The organism is Enterobacter cloacae complex sp. P15RS (assembly GCF_014895905.1).
Lineage (GTDB): Bacteria > Pseudomonadota > Gammaproteobacteria > Enterobacterales > Enterobacteriaceae > Enterobacter > Enterobacter quasihormaechei.
This window is the reverse complement of the sequence record NZ_JADBQL010000012.1, coordinates 24253-45889: the sequence shown is the minus strand read 5'-3', so window position 1 is coordinate 45889 and position 21637 is coordinate 24253. Positions and strand designations below refer to the sequence as shown.

Here is a 21637-nt window from a genome sequence, read left to right as displayed (position 1 = left end):
GAAGCCGCCATCCGGCAAAGAACTACCCCACCAATTCTTCTTTCACCTGCATCGCCAGGTCAAACGAATGCAAACGCGCCTGGTGATCGAAAATCTGGCCGTTAACCATAATCTCATCCGCCTGCGTTTCCCGAAGCACTGCTTCCAGCCCGTGACGCACTTTTGCCTTATCACCCACCAGCGACATGCTCAGCGCCTGCTGCACGCCATACTGCTCGGAGGCCGACCACAGCTGATGCATATTTTCCACCGGCGGCGGCAACTGGCCCGTCTCGCCGCGGCGCAGCTTCACAAACGCCTGCTGCATAGAGGTAAACAGGAATTCCGCGTCGCGATTGCTGTCGGCGGCAACGATATTGATACACACCATCGCGTACGGCTTCTCCAGACGTTCAGACGGTTTGAAATTCGTGCGGTAGAGATGCAGCGCCTGATGCAGCATATCCGGTGCGAAGTGGGAAGCGAAGGCGAACGGCAGACCCAGCTGGGCGGCGAGCTGCGCGCTGTACAGGCTTGAACCTAACAGCCACACGGGGATCTTTTCCCCGTAGCCCGGCACCGGACGCACGTGCGGGTTCGGATCCCGTGCGTCGAACCAGTCCACCAGCTCCGCCACGTCGCGCGGGAAGTTATCGATATCGCCGCTCATGTGGCGACGCAGGGCGCGCATGGTCGGCTGGTCGCTGCCCGGCGCGCGGCCAAGGCCTAAATCAATACGGCCCGGATAGAGAGTGTTCAGCGTCCCGAACTGCTCGGCTATCACCAGCGGGGCGTGGTTCGGCAGCATTACGCCACCGGAGCCAAGGTGCAGAGTAGTGGTATTCGCTGCCAGATAGCCAATCAGCACCGAGGTGGCGGCGCTGGCGATGCCGACCATGTTGTGGTGCTCCGCCAGCCAGTAGCGGTGATAGCCCTGCTTTTCGGCTAGCTGAGCGAGATCGAGAGAGTGCGTGAAGGCTTCTCTTGCCGAGGAGCCTTGTGGGATCGGCGCCAGATCCAGCACCGAAAACGGAAGGGTTTTATCAGTCATAACAGCTCACTTTGTCGACGGTGAATCTTTAATACTGCATTAAAGTTTACTAACCGTTGTTAACAAAGTGAGCCTTTTTTACGCCTGAAGCTCCAGACCGGCGAGGCGTTTCCAGTAGCCATTACAGTCGCTGTTTGCCACAAGCGGCAGCGGCGACGCGCCGTTTTCATTGGCGCGGAAGGCGTCCAGCATCGCGAACACGCCGGTATCGAGCGGCGAAAGGCGCACCACGTCCACCAGCCCGTTCATCGACGCCAGCTCGTTGCCGAGGTTATAGACGTAACCGCTCATGGTCTGAATGCCGTTCAGAACAAACACCTGCTGATTCTCCTGCGACAGCATGCTGCGCCCGTTCGGGTACTTAATACAGCAGGTTTCGCATTCGTCTTTTGGACGATCTTCCGAGCGCGCGGTGAAGCAGCGGGCAGAGTAGGCCAGAGGCAGATGGCCGTAGCTCAGCACTTCCACTTCAAACTTGTTGCGAATGCCCAGTTCTTCACACTGAGTGAGCAGGTTAGCCAGCCAGTCGCGGGAGAGCTCCACCGGCATACACCAGCGGGTCATTCCCTGCTTGAGCAGCAGGCGCAGGGTCACCGCGTTATAGCAGTTCAGCGCATGCCCGGCGACAAACGGCAGCTTACGTTCGGCGCACATGTTCACCACGCCCAGGTCGCTCGCCTCCAGCAGAAACTCGCCGTTCTCCACGTAGCGTTTCAGCTCGCCCAGTTCAGAGGACGCCTGTACCAACGCCAGCGTCGAGAGCACCACCTGCTTACCGCTGCCGGCGAGGCTTTTCGCCATCTCCAGCCAGTCGCCCACTTTGGTGGCGCGGCGCTTGCTGCACACCGCTTCACCAAGGTAAATCACATCGGCGCTGCTGTTAGCCGCCTGCTGGTAAAAATCTTCCAGCGTCTCTTTTGGCCAGTAGTAAAGCACCGGCCCTAATGAATATTTCATGGGTATCTCACTGCCATTTACGGTGATACGCGCCGAGCGTGGTTTGCGTGCCTTCGGACATTGCGCCGAGCGTCTCCATCCAGGCCGCCTGGGGTGCGTAGTTCTGCGGGTCTGCCATGCAGCGGTCGATGGCCTGACGCCACACCTTCGCCACCTGGCTCACGTAGGCCGGGCTACGCTGGCGGCCTTCGATTTTCACCGAGGCAATATTGGCGGCCAGCAGTTCCGGCAGCAGCTCCAGCGTGTTGAGGCTGGTGGGCTCCTCCAGCGCGTGGTAGCGTTCGCCGTCCACCAGATAGCGGCCTTTGCACAGCGTCGGGTAGCCCGCGTTTTCACCGTCCTGATAGAGGTCGATTAACACATCGTTCAGGCGCGACTCCAGACCCTGCGGCGTCTGCTGCCAGCGAACGAAGCGGGCAGGTGAGCAGGCGCCGACGGTATTGGGCGATTCCCCGGTGAGATAGGAAGAAAGATAGCAGCGGCCTTCCGCCATGATGCACAGGCTGCCGAAGGCAAAAACCTCCAGCGGTACTGGCGTGACGCGCGCCAGCTGCTTAACCTGATGAATAGAGAGCACGCGCGGCAGCACCACGCGGGCCACGTCAAAGTGTTGATGATAAAAACGCACGGCCTCTTCATTGGTGGCCGATGCCTGAACAGAGACGTGGCGCTCAATATGCGGATAGCGTTCTGCCGCATACTCAAGCATGGCGAGGTCGGCCAGGATCAGCGCGTCGGCGCCCAGCTGGGCTGCCATATCCACGGCGCGCTGCCAGCGGGCATAGCCATCAGGATGGGCAAAGGTATTGATGGCGATGTGCAGCTTACGGCGGTGCTGGTGAACGAAGTTGACGGCTTCCTGAAGCTTTTTCTCCGTAAAGTTAAGACCCGCAAAATGGCGGGCGTTGGTATCATCCTTCAGCCCGATATAGACCGCATCGGCCCCATTTTCGATGGCCGCCTTAAGCGCCGGAAGGTTTCCGGCAGGGCAGAGCAGCTCCATAATTTATCCCGATGTTGTCGATCGCAGGGATCGTAAAAAATGTTAACGAGCTGGGATTTTAATTAACCCATACGCGACAATTTTTGATTTAAGGCAGCTAATGGCGTATTGATGGCACCAATAATGAGGTATACCGGACAACGGTTTGTTGATTTACGCCGCTATCTTCTTGCCGGGATATGGCAAAATAGCAGGATTATAGCTATCAGGGAGTAAAGCTCGTGCTGGATAAACTGCGTTCACGTCTCGTACAATTTGGCCCATCAATGCTGAGCGTGCCGGTCAAGCTGGCGCCATTCGCGCTTAAGCGCCAGGTGCTGGAACAGGTGCTGAGCTGGCAGTTCCGCCAGGCGCTACAGGACGGCGAGCTGGAGTTTCTGGAAGGCCGCTGGCTAAAGATTGAAGTGCGCGATATCGGGTTGCGCTGGTTTACGTCCGTTGAGAACGATCGGCTGATCGTGCGTGAGTCCGCCGAGGCGGATGTCAGCTTCAGCGCGGATGCCAGCGATCTGCTGATGATCGCCGCGCGCAAGCAGGATCCTGATACGCTGTTCTTCCAGCGTCGTCTGGTGATTGAAGGCGACACGGAGCTCGGTCTGTACGTGAAGAATTTAATGGATGCCATTGAGCTGGAGCAGATGCCGAAAGCGCTGCGTATGATGCTGATGCAAATGGCAGATTTCGTTGAGGCCGGGCTGAAAACCCCGCCCGACGGTAAACACACTTCAGTAGGTGAACCATGCTGATTCGAGTCGAAATTGGGATTGATGCACCGGGTATCGATGCGTTGTTACGCCGCTCTTTTGCAGGCGACGCCGAAGCCCAGCTGGTACACGATCTCCGCGAAGATGGCCTGATTACGCTGGGTCTGGTTGCCACCGACGATGAGGGGCAGGTGGTCGGCTACGTGGCGTTCAGTCCGGTGATTGTGCAGGGCGAAGAGTTACAGTGGGTCGGCATGGCGCCGCTGGCGGTGGACGAAAACTACCGTGGTCAGGGTCTGGCGCGCCAGCTGGTCTATGAAGGGCTGGATTCACTGAATGAATTTGGCTATGCCGCCGTCGTCGTTCTGGGCGATCCGGCCTTCTACGAACGTTTAGGCTTTGAGCCTGCGGCTAAATACGATCTGCGCTGCCACTGGTCGGGCACGGAAACGTCGTTCCTAGTGCATCCTCTGGCGGACGATGCGCTGGACGGCGTGAACGGTCTGGTGGAATACCACGACCACTTCAATCGCTTTTAATCAGGCTCGCGCGCAGCGCCTCAAAAGAGCCGTCTCCGGTAACGAGGCGCTCTTTCTGGCGCTTCGTCAGCTGCTTAATGCGGTATTCCAGCCTGAGCGCGAGGGATCTCTCGCCGACAGGGGCTGAAAAAGCCAGCTGCAATTCCCCTTTCCCCCGCAGGGCTTTCGCCCCTTTTCCCGTTTGATGCTGCAAAAAACGCCGCGCCACGTCGGTAGTGATCCCGGTGTAGAGAGCGTTATCAGCGGTTCGGACAAGATAGAGAAACCAGCACACGGTAAACGGATTCAGTATGTTAAGGTGAACGCACCATAGCATGAGAGAGAGCGAAAATGGAAACACTGGACGTCATTAACCGCTGGCTGGCAAAGCAGCACGTCGTGACCTGGTGCGTCTGTAAAGACGAGGAGATGTGGTGCGCGAACGCGTTCTATTACTACGATCCTGAGCGCGTGGCCTTTTACGTGATGAGCGAAGACAAAACGCGGCATGCCCGGATGACGGGCCAACAGGCGAAAGTGGCGGGCACGGTCAACGGCCAGCCCAAAACCGTCGCGCTGATCCGCGGGGTGCAGTTCAAAGGCGAAATTCGTCGCCTGGAAGGTGAAGAAAGCGACGCGCAGCGTAAACGCTATACGCGCCGTTTCCCGGTTGCCGCTGCGCTAAAAGCCCCGGTGTGGGAAATCCGCCTTGATGAGCTGAAATTTACCGACAACACCCTGGGCTTTGGCAAGAAGCTTCACTGGCTACGCGCCGAGCAGGCGTAGCGCTTCGCGATTAAACGCCGGAAGATCGTCCGGCGTACGGCTGGTGATCAGCTGGTCATTGTCGTTAACCACTTCCTGATCGTAAAACTCGGCGCCGGCGTTTTTCAGATCGATAACGATCGGCTTCACCGCGGTGAGCTTACGCCCGCGCACCACCTCTGCGCTGATCAGCAGCTGCGGGCCGTGGCAGATGGCAAAGACCGGCTTGCCGGTGCCGACGAAGTCACGGGTAAAGGTGACGAAACGCTCGTCCCCGCGCAGGGAATCCGGTGAATGGCCGCCCGGTAACAGCAGGGCGTCGAAATCTGACGGGCTGACGTTATCGATGGACTCGTCGATGGTCACGCTGGCTTCGCCCTTGTGGCCCTTCACGGTTTTACCCGCTTCTTTCTCAATGGTGATGACCTCGTGGCCTGCCTTGCGGAATGCCTCTGCTGGCGACGTAAATTCTGAATCTTCAAACTCGTCGGTAATCAAGACTGCGATTTTCTTACCCATGCTTCCTCCGTTGTTTTCGCTTCAGACTGTTTTTTTCCCGTTTGTGGTAAATACTTACCGGTAACAGACTTTTAAGTGTGGTAGAGCAGGCCCAGATCGCAAACGGACAATTCTGTAAAGGGGATAAGATGAGTCAGGTACTGATTACCGGCGCAACCGGGCTGGTGGGTGGACATCTGCTGCGGCTGCTGATCCAGGACCGGCATATCAACTATATTGCCGCCCCGACGCGCCGCCCGCTGTTGGACATCTCTGGCGTCTATAACCCGCACGATCCGCAGCTCACCGACGCGCTGGCGCAGGTGCAGGATCCCATTGATATCGCTTTTTGCTGCCTTGGCACCACCCGGCGGGAAGCGGGCACAAAGGAAGCGTTCGTCCATGCGGATTACACGCTGGTGGTGGATACCGCCCTGACGGCGAAAAAGCTGGGTGCAAAGCATTTCCTCGTGGTCAGCGCCCACGGGGCAAACGCCAGCTCGCCGTTTTTCTACAACAAGGTAAAGGGCAAAATGGAAGAGGCGCTGATTGCGCAGAAGTGGGAGCGCCTGACAATTGTCCGGCCTTCCATGCTGATGGGCCACCGCGACGAACGGCGTTTTAACGAGTCATTTTTCGCGCCGCTGTTTCGCATTCTGCCGGGCAACTGGAAGTCTATCGAAGCGCGGGACGTGGCGCAGGCGATGCTGAAAGAGGCGCTGGCTCCGTCACAGGAGGGGGTTAATATTATCCCTTCGGCAAAACTGCGTGAAATCGCGCAGGGCGAGGCGTAAACTTCCCCGGCTTATTAAATAACACCTTCCGGGGAATGGTATGACTGGTCAGTCTTCATCTCAGGCGGCAACACCCGTTCAGTGGTGGAAGCCCGCGCTTTTCTTTCTCGTGGTCATCATTGGCCTCTGGTATGTGAAATGGCAGCCGTACTACGGCAAAGCCTTCACCGCCGCCGACACCCACAGCATCGGTAAATCGATTCTCGCGCAGGCCGATTCCAGCCCGCTACGCGCGGCGTGGGATTACGCAATGGTCTATTTTCTTGCCGTCTGGAAAGCGGCGGTATTGGGCGTGCTGCTGGGCTCGTTGATTCAGGTACTCATCCCGCGCAACTGGCTGGTGAAAACCTTAGGACAGCCGCGCTTGCAGGGCACGCTGCTGGGAACGATTTTCTCCCTGCCGGGCATGATGTGCTCCTGCTGCGCTGCACCCGTGACGGCGGGTATGCGCCGTCAGCGTGTGTCGATGGGCGGCGCGCTTGCCTTCTGGATGGGTAACCCTTTGCTGAACCCGGCGACGCTGGTGTTTATGGGCTTCGTTCTCGGCTGGCACTTCGCGTTTATCCGCCTGGCGGCTGGCCTGCTGACGGTGGTGCTTGTCGCTACGCTGGTGCAGCACCTGGTGAAAGACAACGAGGCCGGGCCTTCTTCCGTTGAGCTGGACGTCAGCGAGCCGCAGGGCAATTTTTTTGCTCGCTGGGGCAAAGCGCTGTGGCAGCTTTTCTGGAGCACTATCCCGGTCTATATCCTGGCCGTGCTGGTGCTGGGAGCGGCGCGCGTCTGGCTGTTCCCGCATGCGGATGGCGCTATCGACAACACGCTGATGTGGGTGATTGCGATGGCGGTGGCCGGATGCCTGTTCGTGATCCCCACCGCGGCGGAAATCCCGATCATCCAGACCATGATGATGGCCGGTATGGGGACCGCCCCGGCGCTGGCGCTGCTCATCACGCTGCCGGCGGTGAGCTTGCCGTCGCTTATCATGCTGCGTAAGTCATTCCCGGCGAAAGCGCTGTGGCTGACGGCGGGGCTGGTGGCGTTAAGCGGCGTGATTGTGGGGAGTATGGCGCTTGTGTGAAAGAAAGCCCGGTGGCGCTAGCGCTTACCGGGCTTACTGCCAGGCGGGAATTACTTGATGTAGGTAAAGGCGGTGGTGACGTGCTTCACGCCGCTCACCCGGCTGGCGATATCCGCTGCCGCTTTCCCTTCACGTTCCGTCACCAGACCCAGCAGGAACACTTCGCCGTTCTCCGTGGTCACCTTCACGTTTGAGGATTTCACCTGGTCTGTACCCAACAGCTGGGAACGCACCTTGGTGGTGATCCAGGTATCAGATGACGCGGTGCCGAGACCAATCGGCTGGCCCTGGCGGATCTCGTTAAACACTTCCGCCGTCCCTTCTACGCCCATCGCGATCTGTTTGGCGCGGGAGGCGAGTTCAGGGTTTGGCGCCTGTCCTGCCAGCAGCACTTTGCCCTGATAGGCCGTCACGTTGATGCGTGCTTCCTTCTTGATCTGTTCATCTTTCGACAGCGCACTGTTCACGCGCAGCTCAAGCGTACCGTCATCCACCTGCGTCCCAACGGTACGCGGATCGGTCGCTGCTTTGGTGCCGACCGCTGCGGTACCGACGACAGCGGCAGCGATGCATCCCTGAAGCAGTAATGCAGACATTACGACTGCAAGGGCCGATAAAACCTTCATGAGAACTCCTTAATCATCCTGGTGAGGGAAAAGCGTGTTATCGATCAGATCGCATAAGCAGTTCACCGTGAGCATATGCATCTCCTGGATGCGTGCGCTACGGTGCGAAGGAATGCGGATCTCCACATCCTGCGGCCCCAGCAGGCCAGCCAGCTCACCGCCGTCGTAGCCGGTCAGGGCGACAATCGTCATGTCCCGGGTGACTGCCGCTTCAACCGCCTTAACGATATCCCGGCTGTTACCGCGCGTGGAGATTGCCAGCAGCACGTCTCCGGCATGGCCTAGGGCGCGCACCTGCTTGGCGTAAACTTCGTCATGCAGACGATCGTTGGCAATCGCAGTTAAGACCACGTTATCGGTGTTTAGTGCAATGGCAGGTAAGCTTGGGCGCTCGGTTTCGAAGCGATTGATCATGCTGGCAGCAAAATGCTGTGCGTTGGCGGCGGACGTGCCATTGCCACAACAGAGGATTTTGTTGCCGTTGAGCAGCGACTGAACCAGCGTCATCGCTGCACGAGAGATCGCGTCCGGAAGGGCTTCCGCCGCGGCAATCTGCGTTTGAATGCTTTCTGTGAAGCACACTTTAATTCGTTCGAGCACGGTATCCCTTTAAAATCTTATTTATGCGTCTTCGCCAAACGCGTTTTTAAGCCAGTCGATCGCATTTCCGGTGAAGGCTAACACATCGAAACGGCAATCCACAGTATCAAAACTCCCATTATGGCGGGCAAGCCACAAGTGGGCAGTCTGTAATAATTTTTGTTGTTTGGCGAGCGTCACGCTGGCGGCAGCACCGCCAAAACGGGACGACTGTCGGTAGCGTACTTCAACAAACACGATGGTTTGACCGTCTTTCATGATCAGGTCAATTTCGCCGCCGCGCCCGCGAACGTTGGCGGCGACAAAACGCAGTCCTTTGCCTTCAAGCCAGCGGCGCGCTTTTAACTCCCACGCGTCGCCGGTCTGCTTACGGCTTAACTGGCCGGGACGATCTGCCCCTGCTGGTATTTGAGCCATGATAACTTCCTGTTAATCACACAATCCTGATTGGCGGTCAGATCGCCGGTATTACCGTTAAGCTCAAAGCCCGGTACCTGACGCATCTGGGTAAAGTGGTTTGCCAGCGCCCAGGCATCGACGCCCATTGCGTACAGACGCGCCAGAGAATAATCATTGCGCACCGCGCCCAGCGCCTGTTGCATCAGCTGGGGGTTACTGCCTGCCAGCATAGGGATTTCGCTGTATTGCAGCCCATCCATTTCCAGACGGAAATCCGGGCCTGCGGTACCCTGCGCGCTGCGCGAGCTGGCGTAGAGCGTTGCGCCGCTCTGGCTGCCGTTACGCATGGCGATCATCGGTTTGATAAAGGCGATCTCTTCCGGCGTCGCGACGATATACGCCGAATCCACCTTACCGCCGCCGCTGATCTGCGCGTCGGTAGGTGGCGCCGGGATGGTCAGGTCACCGATGGTGACGCTCTGCTGCTGCGGCAGGCTGGCGGAGACCGGGCTACCATTAAGAGCAATACCTGCACCGCCGTTCACGCCCGCTCTCAGTTCGGACGCGGAGCCAAATTTCTGCTGCAACACCACGCCACCGCCCAGGGACTGCCACTCCTGCGCAAACGCGTTGGCGACGCGGTCGCCCAGCGCGCTGCGCGGGATCAGCAGCAGCGGCGCCTGTTTACCCTGCTCGTGAATATGACGCGCCGCATCGCGGGCCTCATCCTCCGGAGAGAGCGCGAAGTAACAGATGTTGGCGCGGTTCTGAACCTGCTCAGGCTGGTTAAGCGCCAGCACGTTCAGCGTGGTGTTGCTCTTCATCAGCGCTTCCACGTTGTTTTTCAGCAGCGGGCCGACAACGATGCTGGCCCCGTCCTGCTGAACCTGCGCCAGCACCTGATCGAGCGGCTGGGCGCTGGTGTCGTAAATTTTCAGTTCTGCGCCAGGGTTAGCGCTGGTGGTTGCCACAGCCTGCTGCTGGGCCGCTGGCTGCTGTTCCGGCTGCGCGGCTTGCGGCTGAGGCTGTTCTGCCGTGACGGGCGCCTGAGTTTCAGCCGGTGCCTGCGTCGCAGCAGGCGCTGGGGCAGCGGCTGGCGTCGTTGGGGCGGTAATCGGGTTCTGCATGGTGCCCTGTGCAGGGGGTTGCGCGGTGGTCAGGTCTTCGGTTTCAGCAGCCGACGGGCTGACAACGTCATTCACGTTTGCCGCCTGTGCAGCCTGTGCCGGAACCGCGCTGCCGCTGACGGCGGTAGTGCCGTTTTTGGCGGCTTCAAAACCTTGCTGAATGGCGCGTCCAAACACCGCTGCCTGGCCGTTTAACGGCAGCAGCAGGGCGATTTTGCTGGTGGAAGCGGGCTTAAAGTTTTGCACGTTCACCAGCTGCGTTGGCAGCATTTTTGCCCCCGGGTTTTGCGGGTAGCGCTTTTGCCAGTCGGCAATGCCAGCTTTCAGCATGTCCGGATCGCTGCGGTTGTTGAACCACATCTGTTGCAGATCCAGCCAGCCTTGCAGGACATTTTCATCGGCGTTGATCACCAGCGCCCTGGCCTGATCCTGGGTCATGGAGGCGAGCGCCTGCCAGGTGGCGTCAATATTTTTCTGCTTGTCCGCACCCGCGAGCAGAGGCTCCTGGGCAATCAGTGCGCGGAGTAGCGTCAGGGAAGGGCGACCCTGCTCAGCGGTGATACCGGCCTGCCAGAAACGGGCCTGCTGATTTTTATCCAGGGTGCTTAGATCGATGGTGCCGAGGATCTTCTTCGCGCCGTCGTCATCTTTCTGCGCGACCTTCAGTTCAGCCGACAGCAGGGTCTGCTCACGACGCTGCTCGTCGTTAAGCTCCTTCGGCAGCTGGCTGAAAAGCTCGGCGGCCTGCTGGGTTTTGCCTTCCTTCAGCAGTGCACGAATGGCGAGTAATTGCCAGTTGATCCTGGTATCATTTGTACTCTGCGACATTTGTTGCAGATAAAAGCCAGAATCAGCCTGAGCGGATCCCTGCATATGAGCAGTGCTCTGGTCGGGTGCCTGGGTGCCGCAGCCTGTAAAGATCAGGGCTGCCAGCAGGAGGGGCACGCTGTGCGCGGCTTTTTTTCGAAGAAACGTTAACGGTACCATACTGTATCCAGTGATTTTTTTACGCAATGCTCAATATTAAATCGGCAATACGGACGAGACAATGAAACAACACGAAACGGCAGATAATTCTCAAGGCCAGCTTTATATTGTACCTACTCCTATCGGGAATTTGTCTGATATTACCCAACGTGCACTCACTGTATTGCAAGCTGTTGATTTAATTGCTGCTGAAGATACCCGTCATACCGGTTTACTGCTGCAACACTTTGCCATTAACGCCCGTTTGTTTGCCCTGCACGATCACAATGAGCAACAAAAAGCCGAAACGCTGGTGGCGAAGCTTAAGGAAGGGCAGAACATCGCCCTGGTCTCTGATGCGGGTACGCCGCTTATTAACGATCCGGGTTACCATCTGGTGCGCACCTGTCGTGAAGCCGGGATACGCGTGGTGCCGCTGCCGGGGCCGTGTGCTGCTATTGCCGCATTAAGCGCGGCGGGTCTGCCGTCCGATCGTTTCTGCTACGAAGGTTTCCTGCCCGCCAAATCCAAAGGCCGCCGCGACGTGTTAAAGGATCTGGAAGCCGAACCGCGTACCTTGATTTTCTACGAATCCACGCACCGCCTGCTGGAAAGCCTGGAAGATATGGTGACCGTCTGGGGCGAAGGGCGCTACGTGGTGCTGGCGCGCGAGCTGACCAAAACGTGGGAAACCATTCACGGTGCGCCGGTCGGCGAGCTGCTGGCGTGGGTGAAAGAGGATGAAAACCGCCGCAAGGGCGAAATGGTGCTGATTGTCGAAGGGCATAAAGCACAGGAAGACGCCCTGCCTGCCGATGCGCTGCGTACGCTGGCCCTGCTACAGGCTGAACTTCCTCTGAAAAAAGCGGCTGCGCTGGCGGCAGAGATCCACGGCGTGAAGAAAAATGCGCTGTATAAATACGCGCTGGAGCAGCAGGGGGAGTAAGTGACATGAGCCGCTATCAGCCGCCATTTACTATCACGCCATTTATTCTTAATCAGGTTGTTGAGATTGGTGAACTATTGGGGCACTGGGCGGCTCATTCAGGCAGAACATCCCCCTTACTGCGCAAAGAGAACAGGATACGCACTATTCAGGCTTCCCTGGCCATCGAACATAACTCATTAACGACCGGACAGGTGACGGCAATCATGGATGGCAAACGCGTGCTTGCACCTGAAAAAGATATTCAGGAAGTACGCAATGCTATCCTGGCATATGAGAAATTGACCGAATGGAAGCCCTGGAAGCTCAACGACTTACTCAGTGCACACCGATTATTGATGATGGGTCTGGTCGATCACCCCGGAAAGCTCAGAAAGGGGGACGTAGGGGTGTACCGTGGAAACCAGTTAGTCCACATGGCCCCGCCAGCGTCACAAATGAACCGCCTTATCGACGATCTTCTTTCCTGGCTTAAGCAGACCGATCTTCACCCGTTGATTGCCAGCTCGGTATTTCACTACGAGTTCGAATTTATTCATCCCTTTTCGGATGGAAATGGACGCATGGGGCGGCTGTGGCAAACGTTGATCTTAAGCCAGTGGCGTGCAGAACTTGCATGGCTGCCCGTTGAAACACTCATTCACTTCCAGCAATCGCGCTATTACCAGATTTTAGGACAATGCGATCGGGCCAGTGATTGCACGGCATTCGTGGCGTTTATGTTACAAAATTTGGCCGAAGCTTTGCGGGAAGGCATCGACATGACATCCGTCATGTCGGAAAAAATGTCGGAAGAATTGTCGGAAAAGGAAAACACTATCCTTGAGCTGCTTACCGTTCAACCGCAAATGACTGCGGTGATGTTGGCCTCTGTATTAGGGGTGACTTCCCGCACCGCGGAACGTTATCTCCGTTCTTTGCAAACAAAGGGTAAATTGAAACGCCTGGGGGCAAGGAAAGGGGGAAGCTGGCAGGTCATGCCTTAACCTGCCAACTGAACACTTTTTATTTCCCAGGCATCGCCTCAAACACCAGCGTTTCCAGCGGTTGCAGGGTGATTACCATGGCGTTTTTATACACCTCCGGTACGGTTGAATTACTGCCGTACACGGCTTTGAGGGTAAACTGCGAACGCTCTCCAGCTGGGATCTCAAAATCTTTCGTTAAATCCAGATAGTAACGTTGCGGCTTATCCGACGGGTTGCGTAAGCCAAAAATCGCTTTGTCTTTGCTCCAGGAAGCCCAGCCGTAAACCTGAAGCGCAGTCGGGTCACCGCCAATCCAGTGAGTATCCACCAGCACGCTGGCATTCTCACGCGACCATTTTGCGGCCTGCGCCAGGGTATCCCACTTCGCCTTGTTGAGCATGGATGGCGTGATGTACAGTTCCTGCAATTGGGTGCCGGTTGCGAAGTAGCTCCACACCTGGTCGGCAAAATCGCTGTCCGTTTGCACCTTCTCCAGACCGTAATACGCATTCTCGGCGCTGACGATCCCGTGGTACATCAGCGAGTTCAGCGGGAACAGCGGGCCTTTGCGCACGATGGATCGCCAGGTTTCGGCATCGCGGTAGGTCATCCACTGCTGCACCGGCGTGCCGGGGCCGTACAGGTTGATATCATCGCCCTGACGCCAGATCGCGTCAGCGTAGAATAGCCAGGACGGGCTGGCGTCGGTGCCGGTTGTCAGGTTGATAAACAGGTTTGGGTTGGCGCTACGCATGTTATGCAGCAGGGCGATTGACGCGTCGAAATCTGAGGCAAACGGGCTCCCCTTGATATGCGAGTTGGCGTTGCCCATGCCGTCGAGCTTAAACGAGGTAATGTGCTCGTTTTCGATCAGCTTGATGATCCGATCGTTAAAGTTTTTAAAATAGTTCGGCCCTGACAGCGCCAGCTTCCCGTCTACGGTTTCAAATCCGTACTCTTTTGCATGCGAGACGCGAATATCGCGCGGCTTGTTGTAGCCGCCCCACGGTGAAAGCCACAGCCCAACCGAGCTGTGCAGGCTGTCGGCTTTCTCCCTGACCTTGCCGAAACCGTTGCTGAATGCCGGGCCAAACAGCCACCGTCCGGTGCGATCGTCCCAGCCATCGTCCAGCAGGAACGCGTCCAGCGCCACGCCGCGCCCGGCGATAAATTCCTTGTTCCATTCGTCCATCCGTCCCAGCACATCCTGCTCGGAGTACGGGGTAAAGAAGCCAATATCCATCCAGCTGTTGTAGTGCAGATAGGGCTTATACGGTCGCGGACGTACGGCATCAATAAACTGGTTCACGCTGCGGCGCAGCTGACCGGGTTCCGGGAAGGTGCCAAACCAGGTGGTGTAGCTGACCGGCGCTTCAGGCTGAATGGGCGTTTTCAGCTCGACGTTCAGGTTCGTGGTGGCTTCATAAGCGTAAGTATTTACAATCGGTTTGTCTGGCAGAATGAAGAACGAATCGGCCACGATCGGCGAGCTGTTGATCGCCCCGTCAACGTAAGGCGCCTGGGACTGCTTTTTCGTCGGGAAGAAGGTGATTTTCGCCACGTCCCGCGGCTGGCCGACCGCAGCGATGGTGTAATCGATACTGGCGTATTTATCCTTCACCAGGTTCAGCTTCACCGTCACGTTAAAATCCGGATGTGTAAAATCGACGACAATCGCGTTGTCCTGCTTTTCGACGTGCTTGATTTTAAAATCAGCGGTGTGGATTTTTGTTTCATCCGGCAGCGTCAGAAAGAACAGCTCCTGCGGCGCAAGCGGATGGTTAGCCCTGCTGTCCTTCACCACGGCCGCTGCGTTTGCATCATCAAACGAGAGGGCAATAGCGTCGTTGCTGAGCGCGTAGTTCGCTGCCGCCGCGCCGTGGGACACGCAAAGCCCCAGCAGCGAGAGTGTGAGCACTTTTTTCATCGGGTAAGATCCTTATCAGTAATGCTTCAGCATTCGGTTGATGGACTGCTCCAGCCAGTAGCGCTGGGTGCCGAAGTTAATCCGCAGGTAGTTTTCGCCGTTCTGGACGTAGTGGCTGCCGTCTTCAATGACCACGCCAGCCTGTTTTGCGAAATGTTGGGTGAGCGCCGTCGCGCTGCGATCGTCCGCGCTGATGTCTACCCAGGCGAGATACGACGACTCCGGATTCATCATCTTCCACGCCGGGAAGTGGGTCTGAATGGCATCCGCCAGGTAGCGGGCATTGCCGCGCAGATAACCGTTCAGCGCGTCGAGCCACGGCAGGCCGTGCTGATAGGCCAGAATAATCCCCCACACGCCGAAGATATTTGGCGAGGTAATGGAGTTCTTCTCAAGCTGCTGACGGAAGCGCTGGCGCAGCGAATCGTCTGGAATCATCGAGTAGGATGTTTTTAGCCCCCCCAGGTTGAACGCTTTATTCGGGGAGGTCAGCACAATCAGGTTATCCAGCGCGGCGCAGCCGGAGGTCAAACAGCTCACGAACGTGCCGTCGAGAATATGTTCCGCGTGCACCTCATCAACCACCAGAATGGTGCCGTAGCGTTTGCAGAGTTCGGAGACCTGGCGGATCTCATCCGCGCGCCAGATCCTGCCGGAGGGGTTATGCGGCGAGCAGAAGAACCACAGCGCGGGCCGGTGCGTTCTGAGCAGCGCTTCGGTCAGGTTAAAATCAAGCTGGTAGCGGTTATCTTCCACGCGCAGCGGGTTAGCGAGTACTTGCACGTCCTGTCGCTGCGTCGCCATGGCAAACGGATCGTAGACCGGGGTGTTCATCATCACGCAGTCGCCGGGTGTGCAGAACGTCTGAACCGTATAGTGCAGCGTGGACACGGTGCCGTAGGTCAGGGTGATCCATGACCTCTCCACCTCAACCTGATGACGGGTGCGCTGGAAGGCGATGACCGCATCGTAGAATTCGTCGAAGCACCAGGTATAACCGAAGGTGCCATGCTCCACGATGCGCTGGAAGCCTTCAGTCACGGCGGGTGGCGAGGTGAAGTCCATATCTGCTATCCACAGCGGGATAAATCCCTCCGGGACATCACCGAAACGCGAGCACACAAACGCATGATCCCATTTACGGCACTTATCGCTTTTACGCTCAATGATCCTGTCGAAATCAAACACAACGACCCCCTGTTAAATTAAGGCTTCAATGCCGGTTTTGACGCTCTGCACCTGCGGGCCGATGATCACCTGAACGCTGTGGGCATCAAGCACCACGACGGACAGGGCGCCCGCGGCCTTCAGCGCCTGCTGGTCGATAAGCCCCATATCTTTCACTACCAGACGCAAGCGGGTAATGCAGTTGTCGAGCGACTCAATATTCTCTTTGCCGCCAAGCGCACGAAGAATAAGCCCATGATCGTATTTCGATTTTCCACGTGCCCGGGTATTGGCTTCCACCGCCTGGAGCGCACCCTGTGCGTCAACCTCACGGCCCGGCGTTTTAATATCGTGTTTGAGGATGTACCAGCGGAAGACGAAGAAGTAGATAGCAAACCAGGCAATACCCACCGGGAACAGCAGATACCATTTGGTCGACGTTCCCTGCATGACGCCGAAGATCAGCAGGTCCAGAATGCCGCCGTCGGTGTTGCCGATGGTGACGCCGAGCAGCGCCATCACCAGCAGCGCCAGGCCCGACATAACGATATGGAAGGCATAAAGCACAGGGGCGATAAACAGGAACAGGAATTCAATCGGCTCCGAAATGCCGGTGACCACCGAAACCAGCACGCCGGAAAGCAGCAGCCCTTTAATCACCGGACGGTTTTCCGGGCGCGCGGTGCGGTAGATGGCATAGGCCACGGCAGGCAGGCCGAAGATAAAGGTCGGCATAAAACCTTGCGATAAAAATGCCGTAACGTGCGGGCTAAACGGCAGGCCGGCCTTCAGCTCGGCGTAGAAAATATTCAGCGCACCGGCCACCTCATGACCGTTGACCATCTCAACGCCGCCCGCCGGGGTGAAGCGCACCATCGCCAGCAGAATGTGATGCAGGCCAAACGGCTTGAGCAGCAGCACGCCCACGCCATACAGGAACGGCCCAAAAACGCTGGTGCTCTGGATAATATGACCAATCCCGGCAATGCCCATCGCCACATATTCCCACAACAGGGGGATGAACAAACCGACCAGCGACAGGGTGAGGGCGGTAATAATCGGGACAAAACGAATGCCGCTAAAGAAGGCAAAGGCGTCGTGCAGCACCGTGTCCTGAAAGCGTTCGTGCAGAAAGTAGGTGATGACCCCCACCACAATGCCGCCCAGCACACCCATCTCCAGCGTTTGAATGCCCAGCACGATGGATTGTCCCACCTGTCTCATGGTGGCGGCATCGGCAAGCTGGTGGGTGGCGGTCAGGTAATAGTTGATGCTCATGTTCATCAGCATGTAGCCAACGAATCCGGCAAAGGCGCCTACCGCTTTATTGCGTTTGGCAAGGCCCATCGGGATCGCCATGGCAAACATCAGCGGCAGGTAGGTAAAGGCAAACCCGCCGACCATGGCGATAAAACCAAAGGTCAGCTGCGTTAACTCGCCGCCCAGAAAAGGAAAATTTTTGATGGTGGAGGGGCTGGTAACGGAACTGCCAATACCCAGCAGCAGCCCCATAAAGGCAAGCAGGGACACCGGGAACATAAAGGTCTTTCCCAGGCTCTGGAAAAACGCCCACGCTTTCGATTTAAACGACTTTTCCTGTGTCATGTAGGGACTCCTCGGATTTTTTAGGATAATGGAAGGCGCTGTCCGGCTTAAGGACGCGCCTTCATATTTGCGAGGCTTATAGTTATTTTTTAGGTATTGATGTAATGCGCGATGGGATCAGGCTTCAGCCGGAAGCAGCAGTCGGTTTGCCGAGCCGCAAACGGTGATTTTGCTTCTGACCACCTCCTTCATGGCATCCATGCCGACCCGCATGTAGAAGCGCGGATCGTTGCCCTGCGGGTTTTCGGCAAACCAGGCTTTAACGGCGTCGGAGAAGGCGATTTTCAGTTCTGTTGCAACGTTCACTTTGCAGACGCCCAGCTCAATGGTGCGGCGCACGTCCTCATCCGGCACATCGCTCGCGCCGTGCAGCACCAGAGGCACCGTCACCACCTCGCGGATCTCGGCCAGCCGCTGGAAATCGATTTTTGGCCGTTTGGTATAGAGGCCGTGTGCGGTACCGATGGCAACGGCGAGGCTGTCCACCCCAGTCAGCTCGACAAAGCGTTTCGCTTCCTGCGGGTCGGTCAGAAACGCGCTTTCGGCGTCGACGCTCATGTCATCTTCCACCCCGCCCAGTCGTCCCAGCTCGGCCTCGACGCTACAGTCGTTGAGGTGGCAGAAATCGACGACCGACTTCACCAGCTTCACGTTTTGTTCAAACGGATAGTGGCTGCCGTCGATCATTGCGCTGCGTACGCCGGCATGGACTTTGCGGCGAATGTCGTCCAGCGATTCATGGTGATCGAGGTGGAGCGCCAGCGGCATGTCATAAGTGAGGGAATAGGCGCTGCACAAGGCGTAAATCTCTTCCAGCGCAATATGTTTAAACGTACCCGGCGTACCCGCGAGGATCACCGGCGAGCGCATTTCGCTACAGACTTCGAGGATCGCCTGGATCGTCTCGGCGTTGTGGATATTAAAGGCCGGAACGGCATAGCCCTTCGTCTGCGCGTCCTGCAAAAGGTATTTGGTAGAAATAATGCTCATGAGCCTGTCCTCTTAAGCCTGCCACGGATGAATAACAACGCCCTGGACCACACGGTTAACCGTACCGCTGGCGGACGGCGTATCCGGCGTATTGCCAACGTGCAGGGACTGGGTGAGTGCAAAGACCTGGGCGTACATCAGGAAGCAGAACGCCTGCTCCATATCGTTAAACGCACGGGAAGGCGGCAGCAGGATATGCGGGCCCGCTTCAATGACCGGATCCGTTTCGGCTGCAATGGCTACCACGCGCATGGCCTGACGATCGCGACGCAGCTCGGCGAGCAGATCCAGATCGTACCGACGGGTATACGGATGGCTGGAGACAAACACGACGACCAGCGTTTCGTTGTCTACCAGCGACTTAGGGCCGTGACGAAAACCCGCTGGCGAATCGTAGAATGCCGCCAGCTTGCCGGCGGTCAGCTCCAGCACCTTCAGCGCAGATTCCCGCGCGGCGCCCTGTAATCCGCCGCTGCCCAGATAAACGATGCGCTTCCACGGTTCGTTACCAAAAACGCCGTGGCTGAAATCGCCGAGCGACGTGAGGATCGCCTGACAGCGATCGGATACGTCGCGGAACGATTTGCTGTTGATCGTTTCCGGTGCGAATACCGCCAGGCAGCTCGCCATCATGGTGGTGATGCTGCTTGTCATCGCGAACCCGCGATCGTGCGTTTCAGCCGGCATGAGCAGAGCGAAGGCGTTATCGCTGTCGACGGCATTCTGGTACAGGCTGCCCGCTTCATTACAGGTGATCGACAGGTGGTAGCACTCCGGCACAAACTGGTTCGCCAGCTCAACGGCGGCGACGCTCTCCGGGCTGTTGCCGGAACGGGCAAAAGAGACCAGCAGCAGCGGGTGCGCAGGGCTGAAATAATCCATCGGATTGGTGACCAGATCGGTCGTTGGGATCGCGGTCATGTTTTTCCCTGTGCGGCTGGCAAGCCATGGCGCAATGATGTCACCGATAAAAGCGGACGTGCCCGCACCGGTCAGAACGATCCGCAGATCGGGCTTGCGCAACAGTGGCGTCAGAAAACCGTCGATCGACGCGCGCAGGTTATCGATATTGCTGAGCGAGCGAAGCCAGCTGGCTGGCTGCTGGCGGATCTCTTTTTCGGTCCAGGTGCCGGTGGTGGCGGTAGTGGTTTGTGGCATAACTCAGTCCTTAGTCGTGTGAATTCCACATCAGACGCTGGCAAACGTGTCGCTATCTTTCGTTTCGTTTCACTTGTTCACTTAAGCAGTTAAAGAAAATCTATAGAAAAGAAATCGAAAGTTCAATGGCGAAAAAGAAATAAAACGAAAAGTGTGATCGCGAAAGGAAAGGTAAAAATTAAGGAAAGGAAAAGAAAGGCCTTACGATCGCATTCCGTAAGGCCAACAGGGCAGACTGTGAAAGGGCTATAGCGAAAGCGCCTGACCCTGAAGCCAGATCTGCCGGAGGTGTAAACCTGCGTCCAGCGCAATAATGTTGGCGCGTTTGCCTGGCGCTAACGATCCCAGCAGGTGGTCCATACCGAGTAGGCGGGCAGGATGCAGCGAGGCCATATGAATAGCGTTCTCTGCGGGAACCCCCGTCTGCTCCACCATATGTCGCACGGCGGCATCCAGCGCGAGCGTGCTGCCCGCCAGTCCGCCGGAGGCCGTGCGGACAACGCCGCCCTGCATCTCGACATTTTCACCACATAGCGTATAGCGTCCGTCGGGCATCCCCGCCGCCTGCATGGCATCGGTGATCAGCACCGTGCGATCCTTCGCACAGCAACAACACAGCCGCATGGCTCCAGGGTGAACGTGGTGACCGTCGGCAATCAGCTCCAGCCACGCGCGTGGGTCCATCAGCCCGGCGCCAACCATGCCGGGCTCCCGGTGGTGTAACCCCGTCATGCCGTTGTAGCAGTGCACCAGCCCGGCTGCGCCTGCGTCGAATGCGGCAAGGGTCTGCGCGTATGTAGCGGCGCTGTGGCCCAGCATGACGCGTATCCCTTTCTGGCTGAGGTGATGGATCGCCTTCAGGGCGTGCGCTTTTTCCGGGGCCAGCGCCACAACCCGCAGCGTGTCCTGCGAAACCGCAATCAGCGCATCAAGTTCCGCAAGATCCAGTTCGCGAAACAGTTCTGGCGGGTGCGCCCCTTTATTCTGCGGCGTAAAGTACGGGCCTTCCAGATAGCTCCCCAGAACCTGCGCGCCGGGGCCACCGGCATGACAGCGTCGGGCAATACGCCTTAACGCGCCATGGATCGCCTCCAGCGGAGCGGTGACGGTGGTGGGTAAAAACGCCCCCACACCTTCACGGGCTTTATGCATGGCTAACCGGTCCAGCACGTCGGGTGCATCATCCATTACGTCCACTCCCGCGCCGCCGTGGACGTGGATATCGATATATGCCGGGCAAAGCAGGTCCGCCTCGCGAACGTTAACCCCTGCCGGTATCGGCTCGATGGCGGTGATGACGCCTCTTTCGATACGCAGCTGGTGGTCATCCAGCCAGCCCTGCCCGGTAAGCAGACGACGCGCGCGCAGCACCTGGCTCATATCCCTTCCCCGGCGGGCACGTCCTCGCGACAGCGGGCTAGCTCATCCACCAGGCTGGTCAGGCCGCGATGGCCGCACTCCAGCGCCTGCAAACGAAACGCTTCGCTGCTTAATCCGTCGCGATCCAGCACCATCTCCAGCAAAAGCTGGAGGTTGGTGCCGGCGATCACTTCGCTGCCGGGCCGCTGCATCGCGAGGGTAGAGGCCACACGAAACGGCGTCCCGCCGAGAAGATCGGTGAGAAACACAATATCGTGCTCTGCGTCCAGTTCAGTCACTGCCTGCTCAAGCTGCGCGGTCAGCCGCGCAGTGGTGGAACTTTCCGGAAAATCGATGGCGATAAACTGCGGCTGTTCGCCGAGGATCTGCTTCATCGCCTGTTCAAGCCCGCTGGCAAAGCCGCCGTGACCCGTCAAAATAATGCCTAACAT

23 protein-coding genes are annotated in these 21637 nt (G+C 57.8%); 7 read left to right on the top strand and 16 right to left on the bottom strand.

Annotated features, from left to right (window positions below; genetic code table 11):
* Window positions 1-22: 22 nt before the first annotated feature.
* The 3 genes from IM267_RS07665 to IM267_RS07655 all read right to left on the bottom strand — a co-directional run bounded on the left by IM267_RS07665 (window position 23) and on the right by IM267_RS07655 (window position 2990).
* Window positions 23-1030: a luciferase-like monooxygenase gene (locus IM267_RS07665; protein WP_193033113.1), complete on the bottom strand. Its 1008-nt coding sequence runs from the start codon at window positions 1028-1030 to the stop codon at window positions 23-25.
* A 78-nt stretch (window positions 1031-1108) separates the two neighbouring features.
* The gene (locus tag IM267_RS07660) at window positions 1109-1987 is read right to left on the bottom strand and encodes a U32 family peptidase (RefSeq protein WP_193033112.1); all 879 of its coding nucleotides are present in this window, start codon (window positions 1985-1987) and stop codon (window positions 1109-1111) included.
* A gap of 7 nt (window positions 1988-1994) precedes the next feature.
* Entirely contained in the window at window positions 1995-2990 is a 996-nt protein-coding gene (locus IM267_RS07655; protein ID WP_193033111.1) for a peptidase U32 family protein, read from the bottom strand.
* 221 nt (window positions 2991-3211) lie between these two features.
* On the opposite strand from IM267_RS07655, the gene IM267_RS07650 reads away from it, so the two are divergent.
* Both IM267_RS07650 and IM267_RS07645 read left to right on the top strand, forming a co-directional pair.
* Window positions 3212-3736, top strand: a complete 525-nt coding sequence (locus IM267_RS07650) for an SCP2 domain-containing protein (protein WP_131636448.1) — start codon at window positions 3212-3214, stop codon at window positions 3734-3736.
* Window positions 3730-4233: a GNAT family N-acetyltransferase gene (locus IM267_RS07645; RefSeq protein ID WP_193033110.1), complete on the top strand. Its 504-nt coding sequence runs from the start codon at window positions 3730-3732 to the stop codon at window positions 4231-4233. Before IM267_RS07650 ends, IM267_RS07645 begins: the two co-directional genes overlap by 7 nt.
* On the opposite strand, the gene IM267_RS07640 is transcribed toward IM267_RS07645, so the two are convergent.
* Complete coding sequence (locus IM267_RS07640; protein ID WP_107533965.1) at window positions 4220-4549, bottom strand: GIY-YIG nuclease family protein; 330 nt, start codon at window positions 4547-4549, stop codon at window positions 4220-4222. The genes IM267_RS07645 and IM267_RS07640 overlap by 14 nt on opposite strands.
* A gap of 14 nt (window positions 4550-4563) precedes the next feature.
* Here IM267_RS07640 and IM267_RS07635 point away from each other — a divergent pair, with 14 nt between their 5' ends.
* Window positions 4564-4998, top strand: a complete 435-nt coding sequence (locus IM267_RS07635) for a YhbP family protein (protein ID WP_063451060.1) — start codon at window positions 4564-4566, stop codon at window positions 4996-4998.
* Here the strand turns inward: IM267_RS07635 and IM267_RS07630 are convergent.
* Window positions 4978-5496: a type 1 glutamine amidotransferase domain-containing protein gene (locus tag IM267_RS07630; protein WP_028014537.1), complete on the bottom strand. Its 519-nt coding sequence runs from the start codon at window positions 5494-5496 to the stop codon at window positions 4978-4980. The two genes, IM267_RS07635 and IM267_RS07630, sit on opposite strands and share 21 nt — an antisense overlap.
* 128 nt (window positions 5497-5624) lie before the next feature.
* Here IM267_RS07630 and IM267_RS07625 point away from each other — a divergent pair, with 128 nt between their 5' ends.
* Both IM267_RS07625 and IM267_RS07620 read left to right on the top strand, forming a co-directional pair.
* Entirely contained in the window at window positions 5625-6269 is a 645-nt protein-coding gene (locus IM267_RS07625; protein WP_064909987.1) for an NAD(P)H-binding protein, read from the top strand.
* A gap of 40 nt (window positions 6270-6309) precedes the next feature.
* A complete protein-coding gene (locus tag IM267_RS07620) occupies window positions 6310-7347 on the top strand; it encodes a permease (RefSeq protein ID WP_063451062.1) in 1038 nt (345 codons plus the stop codon).
* 50 nt (window positions 7348-7397) lie between these two features.
* Here IM267_RS07620 and dolP read toward each other — a convergent pair whose 3' ends face one another.
* The 4 genes from dolP to IM267_RS07600 are packed head-to-tail and all read right to left on the bottom strand — an operon-like array spanning window position 7398 to window position 11086.
* Complete coding sequence (gene dolP, locus IM267_RS07615; protein WP_006812102.1) at window positions 7398-7973, bottom strand: division/outer membrane stress-associated lipid-binding lipoprotein; 576 nt, start codon at window positions 7971-7973, stop codon at window positions 7398-7400.
* Window positions 7974-7982: 9 nt separating this feature from the next.
* The gene (gene diaA, locus IM267_RS07610) at window positions 7983-8573 is read right to left on the bottom strand and encodes a DnaA initiator-associating protein DiaA (RefSeq protein WP_024559311.1); all 591 of its coding nucleotides are present in this window, start codon (window positions 8571-8573) and stop codon (window positions 7983-7985) included.
* Window positions 8574-8594: 21 nt separating this feature from the next.
* A complete protein-coding gene (locus IM267_RS07605; RefSeq protein WP_193033109.1) occupies window positions 8595-8990 on the bottom strand; it encodes a YraN family protein in 396 nt (131 codons plus the stop codon).
* Entirely contained in the window at window positions 8948-11086 is a 2139-nt protein-coding gene (locus tag IM267_RS07600) for a penicillin-binding protein activator (RefSeq protein WP_193033108.1), read from the bottom strand. The genes IM267_RS07605 and IM267_RS07600 overlap by 43 nt, the downstream gene beginning before the upstream one ends.
* Window positions 11087-11147: 61 nt before the next feature.
* Here IM267_RS07600 and rsmI point away from each other — a divergent pair, with 61 nt between their 5' ends.
* Both rsmI and IM267_RS07590 read left to right on the top strand, forming a co-directional pair.
* A complete protein-coding gene (gene rsmI, locus IM267_RS07595) occupies window positions 11148-12011 on the top strand; it encodes a 16S rRNA (cytidine(1402)-2'-O)-methyltransferase (protein ID WP_000809144.1) in 864 nt (287 codons plus the stop codon).
* 5 nt (window positions 12012-12016) lie between these two features.
* On the top strand, window positions 12017-12997 hold the full coding sequence (locus IM267_RS07590; RefSeq protein WP_193033107.1) for a Fic family protein: 981 nt from the start codon (window positions 12017-12019) through the stop codon (window positions 12995-12997).
* Between the two features lie 19 nt (window positions 12998-13016).
* On the opposite strand, the gene IM267_RS07585 is transcribed toward IM267_RS07590, so the two are convergent.
* The 7 genes from IM267_RS07585 to agaF all read right to left on the bottom strand — a co-directional run bounded on the left by IM267_RS07585 (window position 13017) and on the right by agaF (window position 21637).
* On the bottom strand, window positions 13017-14906 hold the full coding sequence (locus IM267_RS07585; protein ID WP_193033106.1) for an enterotoxin: 1890 nt from the start codon (window positions 14904-14906) through the stop codon (window positions 13017-13019).
* A gap of 15 nt (window positions 14907-14921) precedes the next feature.
* Window positions 14922-16094 (bottom strand): PatB family C-S lyase, encoded by a 1173-nt coding sequence (locus IM267_RS07580; protein ID WP_193033105.1) that lies wholly within the window; start codon window positions 16092-16094, stop codon window positions 14922-14924.
* 12 nt (window positions 16095-16106) lie between these two features.
* Complete coding sequence (gene malX, locus IM267_RS07575) at window positions 16107-17678, bottom strand: maltose/glucose-specific PTS transporter subunit IIBC (protein WP_193033104.1); 1572 nt, start codon at window positions 17676-17678, stop codon at window positions 16107-16109.
* A 117-nt stretch (window positions 17679-17795) separates the two neighbouring features.
* Entirely contained in the window at window positions 17796-18668 is an 873-nt protein-coding gene (gene kbaY, locus IM267_RS07570) for a tagatose-bisphosphate aldolase subunit KbaY (RefSeq protein WP_063867598.1), read from the bottom strand.
* 12 nt (window positions 18669-18680) lie between these two features.
* On the bottom strand, window positions 18681-19826 hold the full coding sequence (locus IM267_RS07565) for an SIS domain-containing protein (RefSeq protein WP_193033103.1): 1146 nt from the start codon (window positions 19824-19826) through the stop codon (window positions 18681-18683).
* Window positions 19827-20072: 246 nt separating this feature from the next.
* Complete coding sequence (nagA, locus tag IM267_RS07560; RefSeq protein ID WP_193033102.1) at window positions 20073-21206, bottom strand: N-acetylglucosamine-6-phosphate deacetylase; 1134 nt, start codon at window positions 21204-21206, stop codon at window positions 20073-20075.
* The gene (agaF, locus tag IM267_RS07555) at window positions 21203-21637 is read right to left on the bottom strand and encodes a PTS galactosamine/N-acetylgalactosamine transporter subunit IIA (RefSeq protein ID WP_063867601.1); all 435 of its coding nucleotides are present in this window, start codon (window positions 21635-21637) and stop codon (window positions 21203-21205) included. Before agaF ends, nagA begins: the two co-directional genes overlap by 4 nt.

Excerpts from the sequence above, each read along its gene's own strand:
- IM267_RS07640 (WP_107533965.1), bottom strand. The coding sequence starts at position 4,549 with ATGCTATGGTGCGTTCACCTTAACATACTGAATCCGTTTACCGTGTGC.
- IM267_RS07665 (WP_193033113.1), bottom strand. The coding sequence starts at position 1,030 with ATGACTGATAAAACCCTTCCGTTTTCGGTGCTGGATCTGGCGCCGATC.
- IM267_RS07565 (WP_193033103.1), bottom strand. The coding sequence starts at position 19,826 with ATGCCACAAACCACTACCGCCACCACCGGCACCTGGACCGAAAAAGAG.
- IM267_RS07635 (WP_063451060.1), top strand. The coding sequence starts at position 4,564 with ATGGAAACACTGGACGTCATTAACCGCTGGCTGGCAAAGCAGCACGTC.
- IM267_RS07620 (WP_063451062.1), top strand. The coding sequence starts at position 6,310 with ATGACTGGTCAGTCTTCATCTCAGGCGGCAACACCCGTTCAGTGGTGG.
- IM267_RS07605 (WP_193033109.1), bottom strand. The coding sequence starts at position 8,990 with ATGGCTCAAATACCAGCAGGGGCAGATCGTCCCGGCCAGTTAAGCCGT.
- kbaY (WP_063867598.1), bottom strand. The coding sequence starts at position 18,668 with ATGAGCATTATTTCTACCAAATACCTTTTGCAGGACGCGCAGACGAAG.
- nagA (WP_193033102.1), bottom strand. The coding sequence starts at position 21,206 with ATGAGCCAGGTGCTGCGCGCGCGTCGTCTGCTTACCGGGCAGGGCTGG.
- IM267_RS07585 (WP_193033106.1), bottom strand. The coding sequence starts at position 14,906 with ATGAAAAAAGTGCTCACACTCTCGCTGCTGGGGCTTTGCGTGTCCCAC.
- IM267_RS07645 (WP_193033110.1), top strand. The coding sequence starts at position 3,730 with ATGCTGATTCGAGTCGAAATTGGGATTGATGCACCGGGTATCGATGCG.
- rsmI (WP_000809144.1), top strand. The coding sequence starts at position 11,148 with ATGAAACAACACGAAACGGCAGATAATTCTCAAGGCCAGCTTTATATT.
- agaF (WP_063867601.1), bottom strand. The coding sequence starts at position 21,637 with ATGTTAGGCATTATTTTGACGGGTCACGGCGGCTTTGCCAGCGGGCTT.
- IM267_RS07660 (WP_193033112.1), bottom strand. The coding sequence starts at position 1,987 with ATGAAATATTCATTAGGGCCGGTGCTTTACTACTGGCCAAAAGAGACG.
- IM267_RS07590 (WP_193033107.1), top strand. The coding sequence starts at position 12,017 with ATGAGCCGCTATCAGCCGCCATTTACTATCACGCCATTTATTCTTAAT.
- IM267_RS07630 (WP_028014537.1), bottom strand. The coding sequence starts at position 5,496 with ATGGGTAAGAAAATCGCAGTCTTGATTACCGACGAGTTTGAAGATTCA.
- IM267_RS07625 (WP_064909987.1), top strand. The coding sequence starts at position 5,625 with ATGAGTCAGGTACTGATTACCGGCGCAACCGGGCTGGTGGGTGGACAT.
- IM267_RS07600 (WP_193033108.1), bottom strand. The coding sequence starts at position 11,086 with ATGGTACCGTTAACGTTTCTTCGAAAAAAAGCCGCGCACAGCGTGCCC.
- dolP (WP_006812102.1), bottom strand. The coding sequence starts at position 7,973 with ATGAAGGTTTTATCGGCCCTTGCAGTCGTAATGTCTGCATTACTGCTT.
- malX (WP_193033104.1), bottom strand. The coding sequence starts at position 17,678 with ATGACACAGGAAAAGTCGTTTAAATCGAAAGCGTGGGCGTTTTTCCAG.
- IM267_RS07655 (WP_193033111.1), bottom strand. The coding sequence starts at position 2,990 with ATGGAGCTGCTCTGCCCTGCCGGAAACCTTCCGGCGCTTAAGGCGGCC.